This is a genomic window from Nonomuraea sp. PA05, assembly GCF_008086045.1.
Taxonomy (GTDB): Bacteria; Actinomycetota; Actinomycetes; order Streptosporangiales; family Streptosporangiaceae; genus Nonomuraea; species Nonomuraea monospora.
Genome location: NZ_VSEY01000015.1, coordinates 68,034 through 82,052 on the forward strand (window position 1 = coordinate 68,034; position 14,019 = coordinate 82,052).

At 71.4% G+C, this 14,019-nt stretch carries 16 protein-coding genes; 12 read left to right on the forward strand and 4 right to left on the reverse strand.

Annotation, left to right across the window (positions count from 1 at the left end; translation table 11 throughout):
* Positions 1–36 precede the first annotated feature (36 nt).
* Positions 37–1,233 (forward strand): MATE family efflux transporter, encoded by a 1,197-nt coding sequence (locus FXF51_RS23780; protein ID WP_148437021.1) that lies wholly within the window; start codon positions 37–39, stop codon positions 1,231–1,233.
* Here the strand turns inward: FXF51_RS23780 and FXF51_RS23785 are convergent.
* A complete protein-coding gene (locus FXF51_RS23785) occupies positions 1,181–2,176 on the reverse strand; it encodes a helix-turn-helix transcriptional regulator (RefSeq protein ID WP_148436854.1) in 996 nt (331 codons plus the stop codon). The two genes, FXF51_RS23780 and FXF51_RS23785, sit on opposite strands and share 53 nt — an antisense overlap.
* Before the next feature lie 66 nt (positions 2,177–2,242).
* On the opposite strand from FXF51_RS23785, the gene FXF51_RS23790 reads away from it, so the two are divergent.
* Entirely contained in the window at positions 2,243–3,640 is a 1,398-nt protein-coding gene (locus FXF51_RS23790) for an MFS transporter (protein ID WP_262379789.1), read from the forward strand.
* 44 nt (positions 3,641–3,684) lie between these two features.
* Here FXF51_RS23790 and gltX read toward each other — a convergent pair whose 3' ends face one another.
* Positions 3,685–5,016, reverse strand: coding sequence for a glutamate--tRNA ligase (gene gltX / locus FXF51_RS23795; protein WP_411268374.1), 1,332 nt, complete (start codon positions 5,014–5,016; stop codon positions 3,685–3,687).
* A 34-nt stretch (positions 5,017–5,050) separates the two neighbouring features.
* Positions 5,051–5,827 (reverse strand): fumarylacetoacetate hydrolase family protein, encoded by a 777-nt coding sequence (locus tag FXF51_RS23800; protein ID WP_148436857.1) that lies wholly within the window; start codon positions 5,825–5,827, stop codon positions 5,051–5,053.
* A 182-nt stretch (positions 5,828–6,009) separates the two neighbouring features.
* On the opposite strand from FXF51_RS23800, the gene FXF51_RS23805 reads away from it, so the two are divergent.
* Genes FXF51_RS23805 through FXF51_RS23835 form a run of 7 tightly spaced genes read left to right on the forward strand, consistent with a single transcriptional unit; the run spans position 6,010 to position 9,008 of the window.
* Positions 6,010–6,507, forward strand: coding sequence for an Asp23/Gls24 family envelope stress response protein (locus FXF51_RS23805; RefSeq protein ID WP_148437022.1), 498 nt, complete (start codon positions 6,010–6,012; stop codon positions 6,505–6,507).
* The gene (locus FXF51_RS23810; protein ID WP_262379791.1) at positions 6,504–6,827 is read left to right on the forward strand and encodes a hypothetical protein; all 324 of its coding nucleotides are present in this window, start codon (positions 6,504–6,506) and stop codon (positions 6,825–6,827) included. The genes FXF51_RS23805 and FXF51_RS23810 overlap by 4 nt, the downstream gene beginning before the upstream one ends.
* The gene (locus FXF51_RS23815) at positions 6,824–7,012 is read left to right on the forward strand and encodes a hypothetical protein (protein WP_148436858.1); all 189 of its coding nucleotides are present in this window, start codon (positions 6,824–6,826) and stop codon (positions 7,010–7,012) included. Before FXF51_RS23810 ends, FXF51_RS23815 begins: the two co-directional genes overlap by 4 nt.
* The gene (locus FXF51_RS23820; protein ID WP_148436859.1) at positions 7,009–7,362 is read left to right on the forward strand and encodes an Asp23/Gls24 family envelope stress response protein; all 354 of its coding nucleotides are present in this window, start codon (positions 7,009–7,011) and stop codon (positions 7,360–7,362) included. Before FXF51_RS23815 ends, FXF51_RS23820 begins: the two co-directional genes overlap by 4 nt.
* Positions 7,359–8,021, forward strand: coding sequence for a DUF6286 domain-containing protein (locus tag FXF51_RS23825; RefSeq protein ID WP_148436860.1), 663 nt, complete (start codon positions 7,359–7,361; stop codon positions 8,019–8,021). Before FXF51_RS23820 ends, FXF51_RS23825 begins: the two co-directional genes overlap by 4 nt.
* Positions 8,022–8,052: 31 nt before the next feature.
* On the forward strand, positions 8,053–8,634 hold the full coding sequence (locus FXF51_RS23830) for a hypothetical protein (RefSeq protein WP_148436861.1): 582 nt from the start codon (positions 8,053–8,055) through the stop codon (positions 8,632–8,634).
* A 17-nt stretch (positions 8,635–8,651) separates the two neighbouring features.
* Positions 8,652–9,008: an antibiotic biosynthesis monooxygenase family protein gene (locus FXF51_RS23835; protein ID WP_148436862.1), complete on the forward strand. Its 357-nt coding sequence runs from the start codon at positions 8,652–8,654 to the stop codon at positions 9,006–9,008.
* Positions 9,009–9,015: 7 nt separating this feature from the next.
* On the opposite strand, the gene FXF51_RS23840 is transcribed toward FXF51_RS23835, so the two are convergent.
* Positions 9,016–9,612, reverse strand: coding sequence for an HD domain-containing protein (locus tag FXF51_RS23840; protein ID WP_148436863.1), 597 nt, complete (start codon positions 9,610–9,612; stop codon positions 9,016–9,018).
* 144 nt (positions 9,613–9,756) lie between these two features.
* Here FXF51_RS23840 and FXF51_RS23845 point away from each other — a divergent pair, with 144 nt between their 5' ends.
* From FXF51_RS23845 to FXF51_RS23855, 3 genes are read left to right on the forward strand one after another with little or no spacing between them, the layout of a single operon-like run.
* Complete coding sequence (locus tag FXF51_RS23845; protein WP_148436864.1) at positions 9,757–11,358, forward strand: heparinase II/III family protein; 1,602 nt, start codon at positions 9,757–9,759, stop codon at positions 11,356–11,358.
* Positions 11,359–11,396: 38 nt separating this feature from the next.
* The gene (locus FXF51_RS23850; protein ID WP_148436865.1) at positions 11,397–12,947 is read left to right on the forward strand and encodes a hypothetical protein; all 1,551 of its coding nucleotides are present in this window, start codon (positions 11,397–11,399) and stop codon (positions 12,945–12,947) included.
* Positions 12,847–14,016 carry a DUF6185 family protein gene (locus tag FXF51_RS23855; protein ID WP_148436866.1) on the forward strand — a complete coding sequence of 390 codons (1,170 nt, stop codon included), beginning with the start codon at positions 12,847–12,849 and terminating at the stop codon, positions 14,014–14,016. The genes FXF51_RS23850 and FXF51_RS23855 overlap by 101 nt, the downstream gene beginning before the upstream one ends.
* Positions 14,017–14,019 lie beyond the last annotated feature (3 nt).

A 14,019-nucleotide genomic window follows, 5' to 3' on the forward strand; every position in this document is an offset into this window, starting at 1 on the left:
CTCTAAACGATATATATCGAAACGAGGTACGTCTTGATGTTCAGGTTGGCGCTGCCCATCTACGTGGAGTTGCTCACCGCCGTCGTCGCGGTCGGCGTGATCGACCTGCTCTGGGTGGCGGGGCTGGGCGAGGCGGCGATCGCGGCCGTCACCGTGGGCACGACGGTCGAGTACCTGGCCTACGGGCTGTTCCTGGCCGTGCCGACGGGGGTGACGGTGCTGGTCGGGCGGCGGGACGGTCGGGCGCCGCTGGGGCCGGTGATCAGGACGGGATGGGTGCTGTGGGCGGTCTTCTCGGCGGCGGTCGCGGTGCCGGGGGTGCTGCTGCGGGAGCCGCTGGCGGCGCTGTTCGGCGGCTCTCCCGAGCTGACGGCCGGGTTCCTGCTGGTTTCGCTGGGCGGGTTGCCGGTGTACTTCGCTCAGACGGTGGTGGACGGGGTGCTGAAGGGGCGGGGGGACACCCGGCGGCCCATGCGGCACGCGATCATCTGCAACGTGCTCGTGGTGGTGCTGGATCCGGTGTTCATCTACGGGCTCGGGATGGGGGTGCGGGGGGCGGCGGTGGCCACGGTGGCGGCCAGGGGAATCACGCTGGCGGTCGCGCTCAGGTCGGTGCTGCGCCCGCGCGACGCGGACGGCGGCCGGGCACGTGGGTGGGAGGTCGTTCGTACCGGGCTGCCCATGTCCGGAGATTTCCTGGCACGTGCGCTCGTGGGGATGGCCCTGGTGGAGATCGTCGCCGGGTTCGGCACGGCGGCGGTGGCCGGATACGGGATCGGGCAGAAGATCATGCTGGCCGGCGTGATGGTGTTCTACGCGCTGCGGCAGGCGGCGATGATCCGCACCGCCCGGGGCGAGGCCGTCAGGTCGCCGCTGCTGCTCGGGCTCGGCTCCGGTGCTGTGGTCGCGGTCGTGCTGAACGTGCTCGCCGCGCCGGCCGCCGGGCTCTTCACCGGCGATCCCGCTCCGGCCGTGGCGTTCCTGCGGTGGATGACGCTCTACCTGGTGCCGTTCGGCGGGCTGATCGCCGTGGGCGGGGTGCTGCAGGCGAGCGGGCGGGGCAGCCGGTTGCTCGCCGCCACGCTGGCGGGGTTCGCCGTGCAACTGCCCCTCGCGTACGGGCTGAGCGCGTGGCTGGGCGTCACGGGGGTGTGGCTGTCGATGGCCGCCGGGGCGGCGATCAGCCTCGGCCTGTCGCTGGAGAGGCTGTCACGGGTTCGAGTCCCCTGCTGATGCGGGCGCGCAGGGAGTGCAGGGCCTGCCTGAGCTCGGCCGGTTCGATGCCGGTGAGGTCGGCGTCGAAGGTCAGGAGCAGGCCCGCCAAGCCTGGCCACGACCAGGCGCCGAGGGTGAGCCGGCACGTGGTCTCGGTGTCGTACTCGACCGTCGAACCGCCGGGCGCGAACCGGGCGACGGTGGAGGCGGGCAGGGCGAGGACGGCCGAGCCGCGGCACGGCCACTCGGCGGCGGCGTCTCCGCGGTCGTGCGCGGTCATGACGAAGGCCACGGGATCGCCGTGTGGAAGGTCGCGCCGGTCGAACGGGGTGTGCGTGGGCGGGTGCGGTCTGACGCGGTCCACGCGCATCGCGCGCCACCGGCCCGCGTCCGGGTCGAAGGCCACCAGGTACCAGCGTGCGGCCCAGACCACGAGGTCGTGCGGCTCCAGCGTGAGCGTGACGGGTTCGCCGTCGCCGGTGTAGTCCACGCGAACGAGGTGCCGGCGGCTGATCGCGCTGCCCACGGCGCGGACGACCTCGGCGTCGATCGGCGGCGCGGGGAACTCCCAGTAGTTGCGGGCCGAGGAGACGGTGAACGCCTCGGCGAGCAGGCGGCTGCGCGCGGGCATCGCCTGGTGCAGCGTGGCCAGGGAACGGGCCGCGTTCTCACGGATGCCGGACAGGACCGCCGGCACGGTCTGGAGCGCGACGGCCGTGGCGACGGCCTGGTCCTCGTCGAAGACGACCGGCGGCAACCGGGTGGCGCGGCCGAGCCGGTATCCGCCACCCGCGCCGCGGACGGCTTCGATCTCGTACCCGAGGTCCCTGAGGGTGTCGATGTCGCGGCGCACGGTCCGCACCGACGTTCCGAGCCGGGAGGCGAGTTCCCCGGCGGTCAGGGTCGCGCCGACCCCGAAGATCGACAGCAGTTTGAGCGCCCGCGCGGAGGTAGCAGCCATGATGGCCCCGATGTTCTCACCGGAAGCGGTCACTCGGTGGCAACCATGCCCGCGATGGTGACCGCCATGACCGACTCACCGAGCCTCCGGGAGGGCACCGGCGCGACGATGGCGCTGCTGGTGGTGCTCTTCGGCTCCTTCATGGACCTTCTCGACGCGACGATCGTCACCGTCGCGGCCCCGGCGATCGCGCAGGATCTGGGCGCCTCCGACGCTCAGATCCAGTGGACGATCGCCGCCTACACCCTCGCCCTGGGCGCAGGCCTGATCACCGGCGGACGGCTCGGTGATCAGTACGGCCGCAAACGACTGTTCCTGATCGGGATGGCCGGGTTCATGCTCACCTCGGCGCTGTGCGCGCTGGCCGCCGATCCGGGGACGCTCATCGGCATGCGGGCCGGGCAAGGGCTGACCGCCGGGATCATGGTCCCGCAGGTGTTCGGGATCATCCGGTCGTCCTTCGCTCCCGGCGAGCGCGCCAAGGCGTTCGGCGCCTACGGAGCGGTCCAGGGCCTCGCCTCGGTCGCCGGGCCGCTGCTGGGCGGGCTGCTCGTCGACCTCGACCTGTTCGGCCTGGGCTGGCGGACGATCTTCTGGATCAACGTGCCGGTCTCGATCCTGGCGCTCGTCATCGGCGCGAAGGTCCTGCCGGAGTCCCGTTCCGCCTCGACCGCCCGGCTGGACCTCCCCGGCGCGCTCCTCGCCGCCACGGGCGTCCTTCTCCTCCTGCTGCCGATGACCTCGGGATGGACCTGGGCCGGCTACGCCCTCCTAGCAGCGGGAATCATCGTGCTCGGGATCTTCCTCGGCCACGAGCGCCGCCTCACCGGACGCGGGGGCGAACCCGTCTTCGACCCGGCCCTGCTGAGAATCCGCGCCTTCACCGTCGGCCTGAGCGCCTCAGTGCTCTTCTTCGGCGGCATCGGGCCGTACTTCCTCACCCTCTCGCTCTACCTCCAGAACGGCACCGGCCGGACCGCGTGGGAGACCGGCCTGGTAATCCTGCCGTACGCGGCCGGCTCGATCATCACCTCGGGCCTCGGAGTCGCCCTCGCCGCCAGAGCGGGCAGGACGCTCCTGGTCACCGGCTCGCTCACCATCGCGGTGTCCCAGCTCGTGCTGTGGTTCGTCGTCAGGGGCGGCGGCGATCCCGGATACTGGCCGCTCGCCCTCGCCCTCTTCCTCGGTGGCCTCGGGCTCGGCCTCGCGGCGCCCATTCTGGTCAGCGTCGTCCTGGCAGGCGTGCCAGGACGCAACGCGGGCGCCGCGGGCGGGGTGCTCTCGACCGTCAACCAGATCGGGGGCGCCGTCGGCATCGCCGTGCTCGGCACGGTCTTCTTCGACGCCATCACCGCGAAACCGGACTATGGTCACGCGCTCGGCATCGTGCTGGTGGTCTCCGCGGTGCTCTACCTGATCACGGCGCTCGGAATGCTCGCGCTTCCGAAAAGCACAGCCGAGTAAGACGGGACGCGTCCGCGAGCCGCCAAGCCCGCGGACGCGTCAGGTCAGCCCTTCAGCCGCGCCAGAGCCGCCCGCAGCCGCTCCTGGGCGCGCTCCCGCCCCAGCACCTCGATCGACTCGAACAGCGGCAGCCCCACGGTCCGCCCGGTGACCGCCACCCGCACCGGCGCCTGGGCCTTGCCGAGCTTGAGCCCGTGGGCGGTGCCGACCTCCTCCAGCGCCTCCTTGAGCGACTCGGGATCCCAGCTCACGGTCTCCAGCCGGTCGAGGTAGCCGCCGAGGATCTCCTCGGGCGCGTTCTTCATCGCCTTGTCCCACGACACCTGGTCGAAGACCGGCTCCTCCAGGAAGAGGAAGTCGACGTTCTGCCGGATCTCCGACAGCACCGCGATGCGCGTCTGCGCCAGCGCCGCGACCTTGCTGAACAGCTCGCGGTCCCAGGACGCGTCGAGGTAGGGCGCGCAGCGCTCCTCGAACGTCTCCAGCGGCAGCGCCCTGATGTACTCGCCGTTGAAGGCCCGCAGCTTCTTCTCGTCGAAGAACGCGCCGGCGGAGTTGACGTCCTCCAGCTTGAACAGCGGCGCCATCTCCGACCACGGCATGATCTCGCGGTCGTCGCCAGGGCCCCAGCCGAGCAGCATGAGGTAGTTGACCATGGCCTCGGCCAGGTAACCCTCGGCGCGGTAGTCCTCCAGCGCCACCTTGTCGCGGCGCTTGGACAGCTTCTTGCGCTGCTCGTTGACGATCACCGGCAGGTGCGCCCACACCGGCGGGTTCGCGCCCAGGGCGGGCCAGAGCAGCATCTGCTTGGCGGCGTTGCCCAGGTGCTCCTCGCCGCGTACGACGTGGGTGATGTTCTGGGTGATGTCGTCGACCGCGTTGGCCAGCACGTACAGCGGCGAGCCGTCGGTGCGGGCGATGACGAAGTCCTCCTGCGCCGCGTTGGGGAACTCGACGCTGCCGCGCACCAGGTCGTTGACGACGGTGACGCCCTCGTCGGGCGTGCGGAAGCGGACGGCGCCCTCGGTCAGGCCGCGGTCGCGGCAGTGGCCGTCGTAGCCCTTGTGCTCGGAGCCGGTGCGGGCGACGAGAACCTCGCGGGTGCAGTCGCAGTAGTACGCCCGGCCGTCGGCCAGCAGCTTGGCCACGGCCTCGCGGTGCTGCGGCTCGTAGGCCGACTGGAAGTAGGGGCCTTCGAAGACCGGGTTGGTGCCGTTGATGCCGATCCAGTCGAGGGCGGAGATGATGCCCTCGGTCCACTCCGGCCGGTTCCTGGAGGCGTCGGTGTCCTCGATGCGCAGCACGAAGCGGCCGCCCGACTGCTCGGCCAGCGCCCAGTTGAACAGCGCCGTGCGAGCGCCGCCGACGTGGAACATGCCGGTTGGGGACGGTGCGAACCGCACCCGTACGTCAGTCACGGGAGACCACCTTGTTCGTGAGTGTGCCGATGCCTTCGATGCCGACGCTGACCTCGTCACCGATGTCGAGCGGGCCGACGCCCGCCGGCGTGCCGGTCAGGATGACGTCGCCGGGGATCAGCGTCATGACCGCGCTGACGTAGGCCACCAGCGCGGGGATGTCGTTGATGAGCTGGCTGGTGCGCCCGCTCTGCCGGATCTCGCCGTTGACCGTGGTCGTCAGCGCCAGGTCGCTCGCGTCGAGATCGGTCTGGATCCACGGGCCGAGCGGGCAGAACGTGTCGAAGCCCTTGGCCCGCGTGAACTGCACGTCCTTCTTCTGCAGATCGCGTGCGGTCACGTCGTTGGCGCAGGTGTAGCCGAAGATGACGTCCTTGACCCGCTCGACCGGCACCTCACGGCAGAGCCTGCCGATCACCACGGCCAGCTCGCCCTCGTAGTCGACGCGGTCGGACAGCGACGTGGGGTAGGCGATGTTCTCGCCGTGGCCGATCACGGTGGTGGACGGCTTCATGAAGATGAGGGGCTCTTCCGGCACCTCGTTGCCCATCTCGGCGGCGTGCTCCGCGTAGTTCCTGCCGATGGCGACCACCTTGCTGGGCAGCATCGGGGCCAGCAGCTTCACCTGGGACAGCGGGAGGCGCTCGCCGGTGAACTGCACCTGGCCGAAGGGGTGGCCGGAGATCGCGGAGATGAACTCCTCGCCGGGGCCGCCCTCGACCACGCCGAACGAGACGCCTTCGCCTGTGGAGAACCTCGCTATACGCACCTGACAAGGCTATCGCCGCCGCCGGAGGGGTCCGTCACCTTTTTCGCGCGCCACCCCGCACAGGTCAGGAGCTGTCCATTTTTAGGCCCCAAGTCCGTTTTGGGGGGCTTCGCGGGTGTTGCAGCGGTTATCTCTGCCCATGGAGAAGACACTTAGGGAGGTGACGGATCGTGTCGGACACGATGTCCAATCGGCCCGGTGGGGCCGGCGCGACGGGGACCGTGCCACGGGCCAGGACCCAGGAGAGCACGACCTCGCTGGTCACGGAGAAGGGCACCACGAGCATCGACGACGGGGTCGTCGCCAAGATCGCCGGGCTGGCGGCCCGGGAGGTGTCCGGAGTGCACGCCATGGGCGGAGGCGCGGCACGGGCACTCGGGAGCATGCGCGGCATCGTCGGCGGGGACAGGAACGTCTCCCAGGGCGTGTCGGTCGAGGTGGGTGAGCGGCAGGCGGCCGTGGATCTCGACCTGGTGGCCGAGTACGGCACCGCCATCCCCGACCTGGCCGCCGCCGTCAGGAAGAACGTGATCGGCGCGGTGGAGCGGATGTGCGGCCTGGAGGTGACCGAGGTCAACATCCGGGTGGACGACGTTCACCTGCCCGATCAGGACCGCGACCGCGACCGGGGGCAGGACGGCCAGAGGGGGGACGGAGAGCAGGAGCCCCGGGTCCAATGACGGCCGCCGCACCGACCGGCCCGGCAAGCGCTGATTCCGGCGCCGGCACCGAGACGCGGTTGATCGCCGATCGGGCGCTGGCCTGTGACGGTGTGGTGCGGCTGTCCGGCGGGCCGTTCGGCACCGTGGCCACGTACCTGCCCGGCGAGCGCCTCACCGGCGTGCACGCGGACGACCGCGCGGTGGAGATCGCCATCGTCGCCACCCTGCACCGCCCGCTGCCGCAGACGGCCGACGAGGTGCGCGGGGCCGTGGCGGACCTGGCCGGGGACCGCCCGGTGCACGTCCGCATCGACGACATCATCGTGGAGGGATCATGAACAACATCCAATGGATGCCGCTCGTCGGCATGGCCGTCGGCATCGTGCTCGGCCTGGCCGGGGCGTTCGGCGGGCTGGGCGCGTTCCTGCTCGTGCTGGTCCTGGGCGCGGTCGGCTTCCTGGTCGGGCGGATCGCCGAGACAGGTGAGATCAACCTGTCCGGGCTGTCCGCGAGGCGTAAATGACCATGACGGTGCCCGCCCAGCGGCCCGCTCCCCTGCCCGCGCCCGAGCGGCGCGGGCGCACGGAGATCGCGGACCGGGTGGTCAGCAAGATCGCCTGCGTGGCCGCAGCGGAGGTGCCCGAGGTGCGCGACGTGCAGCCGCGCGGCCTGCCGTGGACGCCGTCGGCGAGCGAGGTGCACGGCGACCAGGCCGTGGTGCGGCTGAACGTGAGCGTGGCCTACCCGGCGCCGCTGCACGCCGTGGCGGCGCGGCTCAGGGAGCACGTGATCGCCCGCGTCGCCGCCCAGACGGGCCTGCACGTCACGCGCCTGGACATCACGATGACGGACGTGGGCGGTGACCTGCCGTGACGACACACGGGACGACACACGGGACGACACACGGGACGCGGCACGCGGCCACCGCGGAGGAGCAGACGGGCGCCCACCGGGCACCGGTTCCGCCGCCGCGCGACAGGACCGCCGACAGGGCCGCGGTGCGGGCTTTTCGTCCGTACCGGCGAATCCCGGCCGTGATCGTGGCCGCCCTGCTCGCCCTGCTGAGCCTGCTCGTGCTCGCCGAGACGATCTCGGCGCTGGCCGGGCGTCCGCTGCGCTGGATCCCGTACGACCGCATGCTGGCCTGGGCGACCACCACGCTGTGGTCGGACCCGCGGGTGCTGCTCGGCGCGGCGGTCGCGGCGCTGCTCGGGCTGGTGTTGCTGGCCATCGCGCTGGTGCCGGGACGGCCGCGGATGGTGCCCGTGCGCAGCGGTGACCCCGATCTGATCATCGGCCTGCGGCCCAGGAGCGTCACCAGGGCGCTGGCGCACGCGGCCGAGCAGGTGCCGGGCGTGCGCTCGGCCCGCGCCACCCTGCGCGGACGCACGATCGCGGTCACGCCGACGACGTGCGGGCGGGGCGTGGACGGGTTCGGCCAGGACGTGCGGGGCGCCGTGCTGTCCCGGCTGGCGGCGCTCGACCTGGTGGAGCCGTACCGAGTGTCGGTGAACATCAAGGAGCAGCGGTGAGCAGCCGGAGGGACGGACGGAGGTGGCGGCGGTGAGCAGGAAGACCGGGCGGGGCAACCGCTGGGGGCTGGCGCTGGTGGGGCTGGCGCTGTTGATCCTCGGCGGGTCGGCGCTGGCCCGCGGGCTGGGCGCGTTCCCGCAGAACTGGGCCGCCGCGCGCACGACGGTCGTGGACGCCAACGTGGTCTCCTTCTTCGCCCGCAACAGCCCGTGGATCTGGTGGCTGCTGGCGCTGGCCGCGCTGGTCGTGGCGGTGCTGGCGGTGCGCTGGCTGCTCGTGCAGGGACGCAGGCAGGCGCGGCGCGTGCTGCGCATCGAGGACGGCCCGACGGGCGTCACGGAGGTGTCGGAGTCGGGCATGGCGCAGGCGGTGGCGGCCGACGTGGAGTCGAGCCCCGCGGTGTTCCACGCCGCCGCGCACCTGGTGGGGCCGAGTCCGGAGGTGCGGCTGCGGGTGGTCGCCGACGAGTCGGCCCCCATGGAGGAGCTGAGCCGTCACCTGGCGACGGTGGCGTTGCCGCACGTGCGGGACGCGCTGGACCGGGATCGGGTGCCGGCGGTGGCTCGCGTTAGCCTGGAGCCCTCACCTTCGCCGCACCGCGTGGTGCGCTGACGAGAGGGGTTCCTCCGGTGTCCGTCGTGAAGATCAACGTGCTTACCGTGCCCGCCGAGATGCGGGAAGAGCTCGAGAAGCGCTTCTCCAACCGTGCCGGGATGGTGGAGTCGGCCGACGGGTTCGAGTGGTTCGAGTTGCTGCGGCCGGTGGAGGGCACGGAGCGGTACCTCGTCTACACGCGCTGGCGCTCCGAGGAGGACTTCCAGAAGTGGCAGCAGGGCGAGGCGTTCCAGCGCGGCCACGCGCAGGCGGCTCAGGCGGCGGCGCAGAGCGGGCACGGGCACGGGCATGGTCACGGCCAGGGGCCCGCGGCGACGGGGTCCGAGGTGTGGACGTTCGAGGTCGCCGAGAGCACCGGCCCCAAGGGCTGAGCCCGGCTCAGCCGTCGAGCGGGTTGCGGATGATGCGGTCGACGATGCCGTCGCGCACGAACCGCGCCGCGAAGCTCGACGGCTTGCGCGCGCCCTGATCGGCGACGCAGACGCTGAACTCCTTGGCGATCTCCAGCCGCGGGTGCCGCTCCAGCACCTCCCGCCGTACCTCGGCGGGGATCTCGTCGGTGCGGCGGCCCGAGATGTCCATGCCGGTCGAGAGCTCCAGCAGGTGCCCCTCGGGGTCCTCCTCCAGGGGCACCTCCTGCCACATGTGCCGGATGATGACCTCGCACGCGCGTTCGCGCCGCTCGGGCGACCAGCCGGCCCCGGCGCAGAAGGCCCAGGCCACGTGCCCGCCGGCCTCCTCGTACGGCACGGTGTGGCTGTCGAACTCGGCGGCCAGCCCGATGTCGTGCAGCATGGCCGACACGTAGAGCAGCTCCGCGTCGAAGGCGATGCCGTTGCCGCGCGCGTGGGCGGCGGCCCACAGGTAGGCGCGGATCGAGTGGTTGAGCAGCGAAGGCGTGTGGTACCGGGCCGCCACCTCGAGCGCGCCGCGGGCGGCGGGCGTGTCGGGGATCACCAGGTCGTCGTATCTCACGCACACCAGCATCTCATCGGGCGGCTAACGAATCGGGCACGCGACTTGACCAGTTGATCGAGATTCCGAAAGCATGTCGCGCCTTCACCTTTTTGTCCCGAAAGGAACCCCGGCGTGCGCCGCCTCGCGATCCCTCTTGCCCTCATGCTCGCAACCGGTTCCGTCGCGGTGCCGGCGCTGGCGGCCGACAAGGTGACGCGCACCGCCGAGTGCCAGGGCGACTGGCTGCCCGGCACGCCGACGGCCGAGGACGTCATGCAGGGCGAGATCTCGCTGGTGGGGCTGCCCGCGTACAAGCTGGGCAAGAACGTGAACTGGGGCGCCAGCCCGTACAGGAACCGGTCGTGGGAGTTCGTCTTCCAGTCGCTGCGCTGGATGGGCACCCTCGTCGTCGAGTACGAGAACACCGGCGAGCGCCGCTACCTGGACCGCGCCACCGAGATCGCCCAGGACTGGGTGGCCGACAACAAGTACGGCGCCAGGGGCACCCCCTCCTACGCCTGGAAGGACCACCCGGTCTCGCTGCGCACCCAGCCGCTGCTCTGCCTCAGCAGGCACGTCAGCGCGAGCTGGCTGAAGGACAGCCTGGCCGCGCACGCCAAGCTGCTGTCGAACGCGAGCCTGTACAAGAAGGGCCACAACCACGGCATCGACCAGGACATCGCCCTCATGGGCATCGGCTGCAGATACGGCCGCAAGGACTGGGCGAACCTGGCCTCCAGCCGCCTGACGGGCACGGTGAAGCTGGACGTCGACTCGCAGGGCGCGCTCATGGAGCAGGCGCCCAGGTACGCCGTCTACGTGTACGGCCGCCTCCAGGTCGCCATGACCAACATGAAGGCGTGCGGCCGCAAGGTGCCCGGTGAGATCGCCAGGCGCGCCGAGGCCATGAAGGACTTCATCGCCCACTCCACCATGCCCAACGGCTACATGGTGCCCATCGGCGACGGCAGCGCCGAGACCGAGCCCAAGATGGAGACGGGCACACCGAAGCAGGAGGTCAAGGCCTACCGGGCGGGCTACGTCTTCGGCCGCACCGCCTGGGGCAAGCCGGAGTCGGCGTACTACTCGATCAGGTACGGGCCCGGCATGAAGTTCCACGGCCACGAGGACCACCTGGGCGTCACCTACTACGCGCAGGGCCGCGACATCCTGATGGACGGTGGGTTCCACTCCTATGAGAAGAGCTCCTACCGCTACTGGACGCTCTCGCCCGAGGCGCACAACGTGCCGACCGTGGTGGGCGCGAAGTTCCGGCCCCGGACGGCCAGCAAGCTCGTGGACAGCTCGTACGGCAAGGACCGGCAGGCGTTCAAGGTGACCGACAAGGCGTACGGGGTCAGCCGTACCCGGTCGGTGCTGGTCAACCACGGCCAGGACGTGATGGCGGTGCTGGACACCGCGTCAGGCGGCAAGAAGGTGAAGAACATCTGGCGCTTCGCCCCGTCGCTCAGGGTCGTCTCCAGCGGCGGCGGCAAGGTGGTGCTGGGCGACGGCAAGTTCAAGGTCACCCTGCTGCAGTTCTCCTCGTGCGACAAGGTCGGCGGGCAGCGGGTGGAGCGGGGCGGGAAGCTGGGCTGGGTCTCGCCCACGTACCTGTCGAAGCAGGCCACGAACGTGGTGGTGTCGCCGGCGGCGAAGTCGCTGCTGACGGTGATCGTGCCGGGGACGGACTCGCCCAAGGTGTCGTGCTCCGGTGGGAAGGTCACCGTGGACGGCGTGTCGTTCTCGTCTCGGCTGATCTAAGAGGTAACCGCAGGCGGTGCTGGTCCGATCATCCGGGTATGCGGCGCGTTCTCCTGATGGCCCTGGCGCTTACGGGAATGACCGGGATTTCGGTGGCTCTGCTCGGCCTGGCCGATGCCCGGGTCGACGCGGTCAGACGGGTCGAGGAGAACCTGACGCCCGGCTGCCCGCCCCTGCCCTACGGGGAGGTGCACCGCACCACGCGCCTGAAGATCCATGACTCCGACGTGAACGTCCCCCTGCTGATCTCGACCACGGTGGCGACGGTGGCGCGCCACTCGACGCTGGCGCAGCCGCTGCTCACCGGCCCTCGGGAGCGGCGCTACCAGGAACTGGTGGGCTGCCTCCTGGGGGCGAGCCCTTCCGGGTGGCAGTGGGAGGAGAGGCGGGCGTCCATGCCGCTCGTGACGGTCGAGAACGACGCCGTCGTGGTCACCGACACGGTGCGGATCGACAGCGACGACCTCACCGCCGCCGACTACAAGCAGTTCGGCCCCTGGACGTTCTACCGGGAGGCGAGCAACGAGCACTGGTCCTTCGATCTGCCCGCCTCCGGCCTCATGCCCTGGTACGACGTCACGGTGGAGGCCCCGTCGCGATGGCTGCTCAACGCCCGCCCGCTCCCCCACTCCACCGACTCCCGGCGCACGGTGTGGTGGCATCCCCCGGCGCTGGTCTCGTTCACGCTGCTGCCGGATCCCGAGACGCGGATCGCGGCGGCGGTGAACCAGCACCCGATCCGCGCGGTGATGGTCCACTTCTGGGATCTGGTGATCCTGCTGCTGGCCTTGGCCTGCACCCGCACGGTGGAGCTGCGCCGATCTCGCTGGCCGGAGCCCGCAGGCCAGCCCGACCCTGCGCACGACGCCCGCGCGATGCGGGTGCGCCAGGCGAGTGCCGTCAGGGCGCGCCGGAGAAGGCGGTGGCGGGCGCGCTCGCGGTTACGCGTCTTCGCCGTGCCGTGCCTGTTCGTCGCCCTGGCGGGCGGCGGCACTCTGGTCGAGGAGCTCATCGACGAGTCGGCGTCCTCCTACTGGTGGGGCTCGGCGGTGGTGCTCGTGGTGTCGGTGCTCGTGCTGTGGGCGGGTCACGTGCTCCGACCGTCCACGGCGGTGGCCATGGCGGCGGTGGCGGCCGCCTACGCCGGCATCGGCCTGAGCGAGCCGGCCTTCCCCGACAGGCTCCCGTCCAGCGGCTGGACGCCCGCCGTGTCGATCGCCGCGGCCCTGCTGCTGCTCGTCCTGCTCATGAGCGCCGTGCTCAACGGCGCCCGGCTCGCCTGGAACGAGCCCGCTCACCCGCCGGACGACGCCGCCTGGGCTGCCGCTCCGCCCTGGGTCTGGCGTGCCGCGACCGCGATGGCGGCGCTGGTCGTGGGCTACGCCTGTTACGCGCTGGCCCGCGACCGGGTGTGGGCGGGATGGCTGGTCGCCGATCTCTCCCTGCTCGAAGGGGGTGACGTGGGATCTGCTCTGGCTGCCGCGGCAGGTGGCGAAATGGCTGTGCGGCGGCCTGTTGTGGATCTGGCCGCTGGCGGCTCTGGCCGGATGGCTGCGCGGGCAGGCCGTCGCCCGTCCCGACAGGGGTGACCCGCTGTGGCATCCGGCCCCGGGCGCGTCCCGCGAGCGGGCCCGGCTGTCCAGGCACCGGCGGCAGGTCATCGTGTGGGTGTTCGCCGTGCCGCTCTTCAGCTGGAGCGAGTCGTACGCCGGGCTGTGGCTCCCCGTCAAGGTGACTGTCGGGGCGCTGGCGTTCTGGTGGCTCCTGCGCTTGAGCCGCCCCAGGGTCATCTCACTGTGGCCGCTCGAACGGCCGGGCGGTCCCAGCCTCCTCGCGACTCTCGGCCCGGACCGCACCGGGCCCGCCCATGACCTCGCCCGCCGCTTCCTGGACCTGAGAAGGCGGGGCCGTACCTCTGACAGCCAGTCGCAGTCCGCTCCGGACGGTCTGGAGAAGGACTTCGGCAAGGCGGTGCGCTGGCCGCCGGGGAGCGCGACCCGGCTCCCCCGCGACGTCAGCCCGATCCACCTGGCCCTGCTCACCGGCCCGAAGACCGGCGGCTCTCCCTCCGCCCTGGCGCTGCGGCTCGGACTCATGACCACGTTCCTCGGCGTGATCCCGATGGTCTACCTGTGGTGGCGGGACCTCCTGATCGCAGGCGGCCCGGCGAACCTGTCCTGGGAGGCGGGCCTGCTCTATCCCTCGTACCTGATCTGGGACCTGCTGTTCTGGTTCGTCCCCGGCTACCTGCTCGGCCTGCTCTGGCGGGAGCTGCCCGGCCGCACGGGGCCGGTCAAGTCACTGCCCATCAGCGGTGCGTACGCCCTGGGCGCGGGCGCCCACCTGGCCATGGCGGCGCTCCTGGACCTCGGCGGGGCCGCCGAGACGACGCTGCGCGCCCTGCTGCTGTTCGCGGTGCTCACCATGGCGGGCCTGATCGTCGACGTCCGGACGATCCGCGACGTCATCCCGCCGTGGAGCCGGGTCGGCCGCCACCTGCTGGAGGTCTACCGGCTGGAGAGCATCCCCGCGCAGGCGACGTTCCTGCTCGCGCAGCTCGCCGCCGTCCTGGCGATCATTCAGTTCTTCAGAGGGCAGGGCGGCGAGCCGCAGTATCCGAGCATCGATCCGTTCAACATGCCCAGGCCGCAGGGCTGACCG

Bases quoted from the DNA above. Each gene is read 5' to 3' on its own strand.
- FXF51_RS23780 (WP_148437021.1), top strand. From the start codon at position 37: ATGTTCAGGTTGGCGCTGCCCATCTACGTGGAGTTGCTCACCGCCGTC.
- FXF51_RS23815 (WP_148436858.1), top strand. From the start codon at position 6,824: ATGAACAACATCCAATGGATGCCGCTCGTCGGCATGGCCGTCGGCATC.
- gltX (WP_411268374.1), bottom strand. From the start codon at position 5,016: ATGTTCCACGTCGGCGGCGCTCGCACGGCGCTGTTCAACTGGGCGCTG.
- FXF51_RS23850 (WP_148436865.1), top strand. From the start codon at position 11,397: ATGCGGCGCGTTCTCCTGATGGCCCTGGCGCTTACGGGAATGACCGGG.
- FXF51_RS23785 (WP_148436854.1), bottom strand. From the start codon at position 2,176: ATGGCTGCTACCTCCGCGCGGGCGCTCAAACTGCTGTCGATCTTCGGG.
- FXF51_RS23845 (WP_148436864.1), top strand. From the start codon at position 9,757: ATGCTCGCAACCGGTTCCGTCGCGGTGCCGGCGCTGGCGGCCGACAAG.
- FXF51_RS23810 (WP_262379791.1), top strand. From the start codon at position 6,504: ATGACGGCCGCCGCACCGACCGGCCCGGCAAGCGCTGATTCCGGCGCC.
- FXF51_RS23805 (WP_148437022.1), top strand. From the start codon at position 6,010: ATGTCCAATCGGCCCGGTGGGGCCGGCGCGACGGGGACCGTGCCACGG.
- FXF51_RS23790 (WP_262379789.1), top strand. From the start codon at position 2,243: ATGACCGACTCACCGAGCCTCCGGGAGGGCACCGGCGCGACGATGGCG.
- FXF51_RS23820 (WP_148436859.1), top strand. From the start codon at position 7,009: ATGACCATGACGGTGCCCGCCCAGCGGCCCGCTCCCCTGCCCGCGCCC.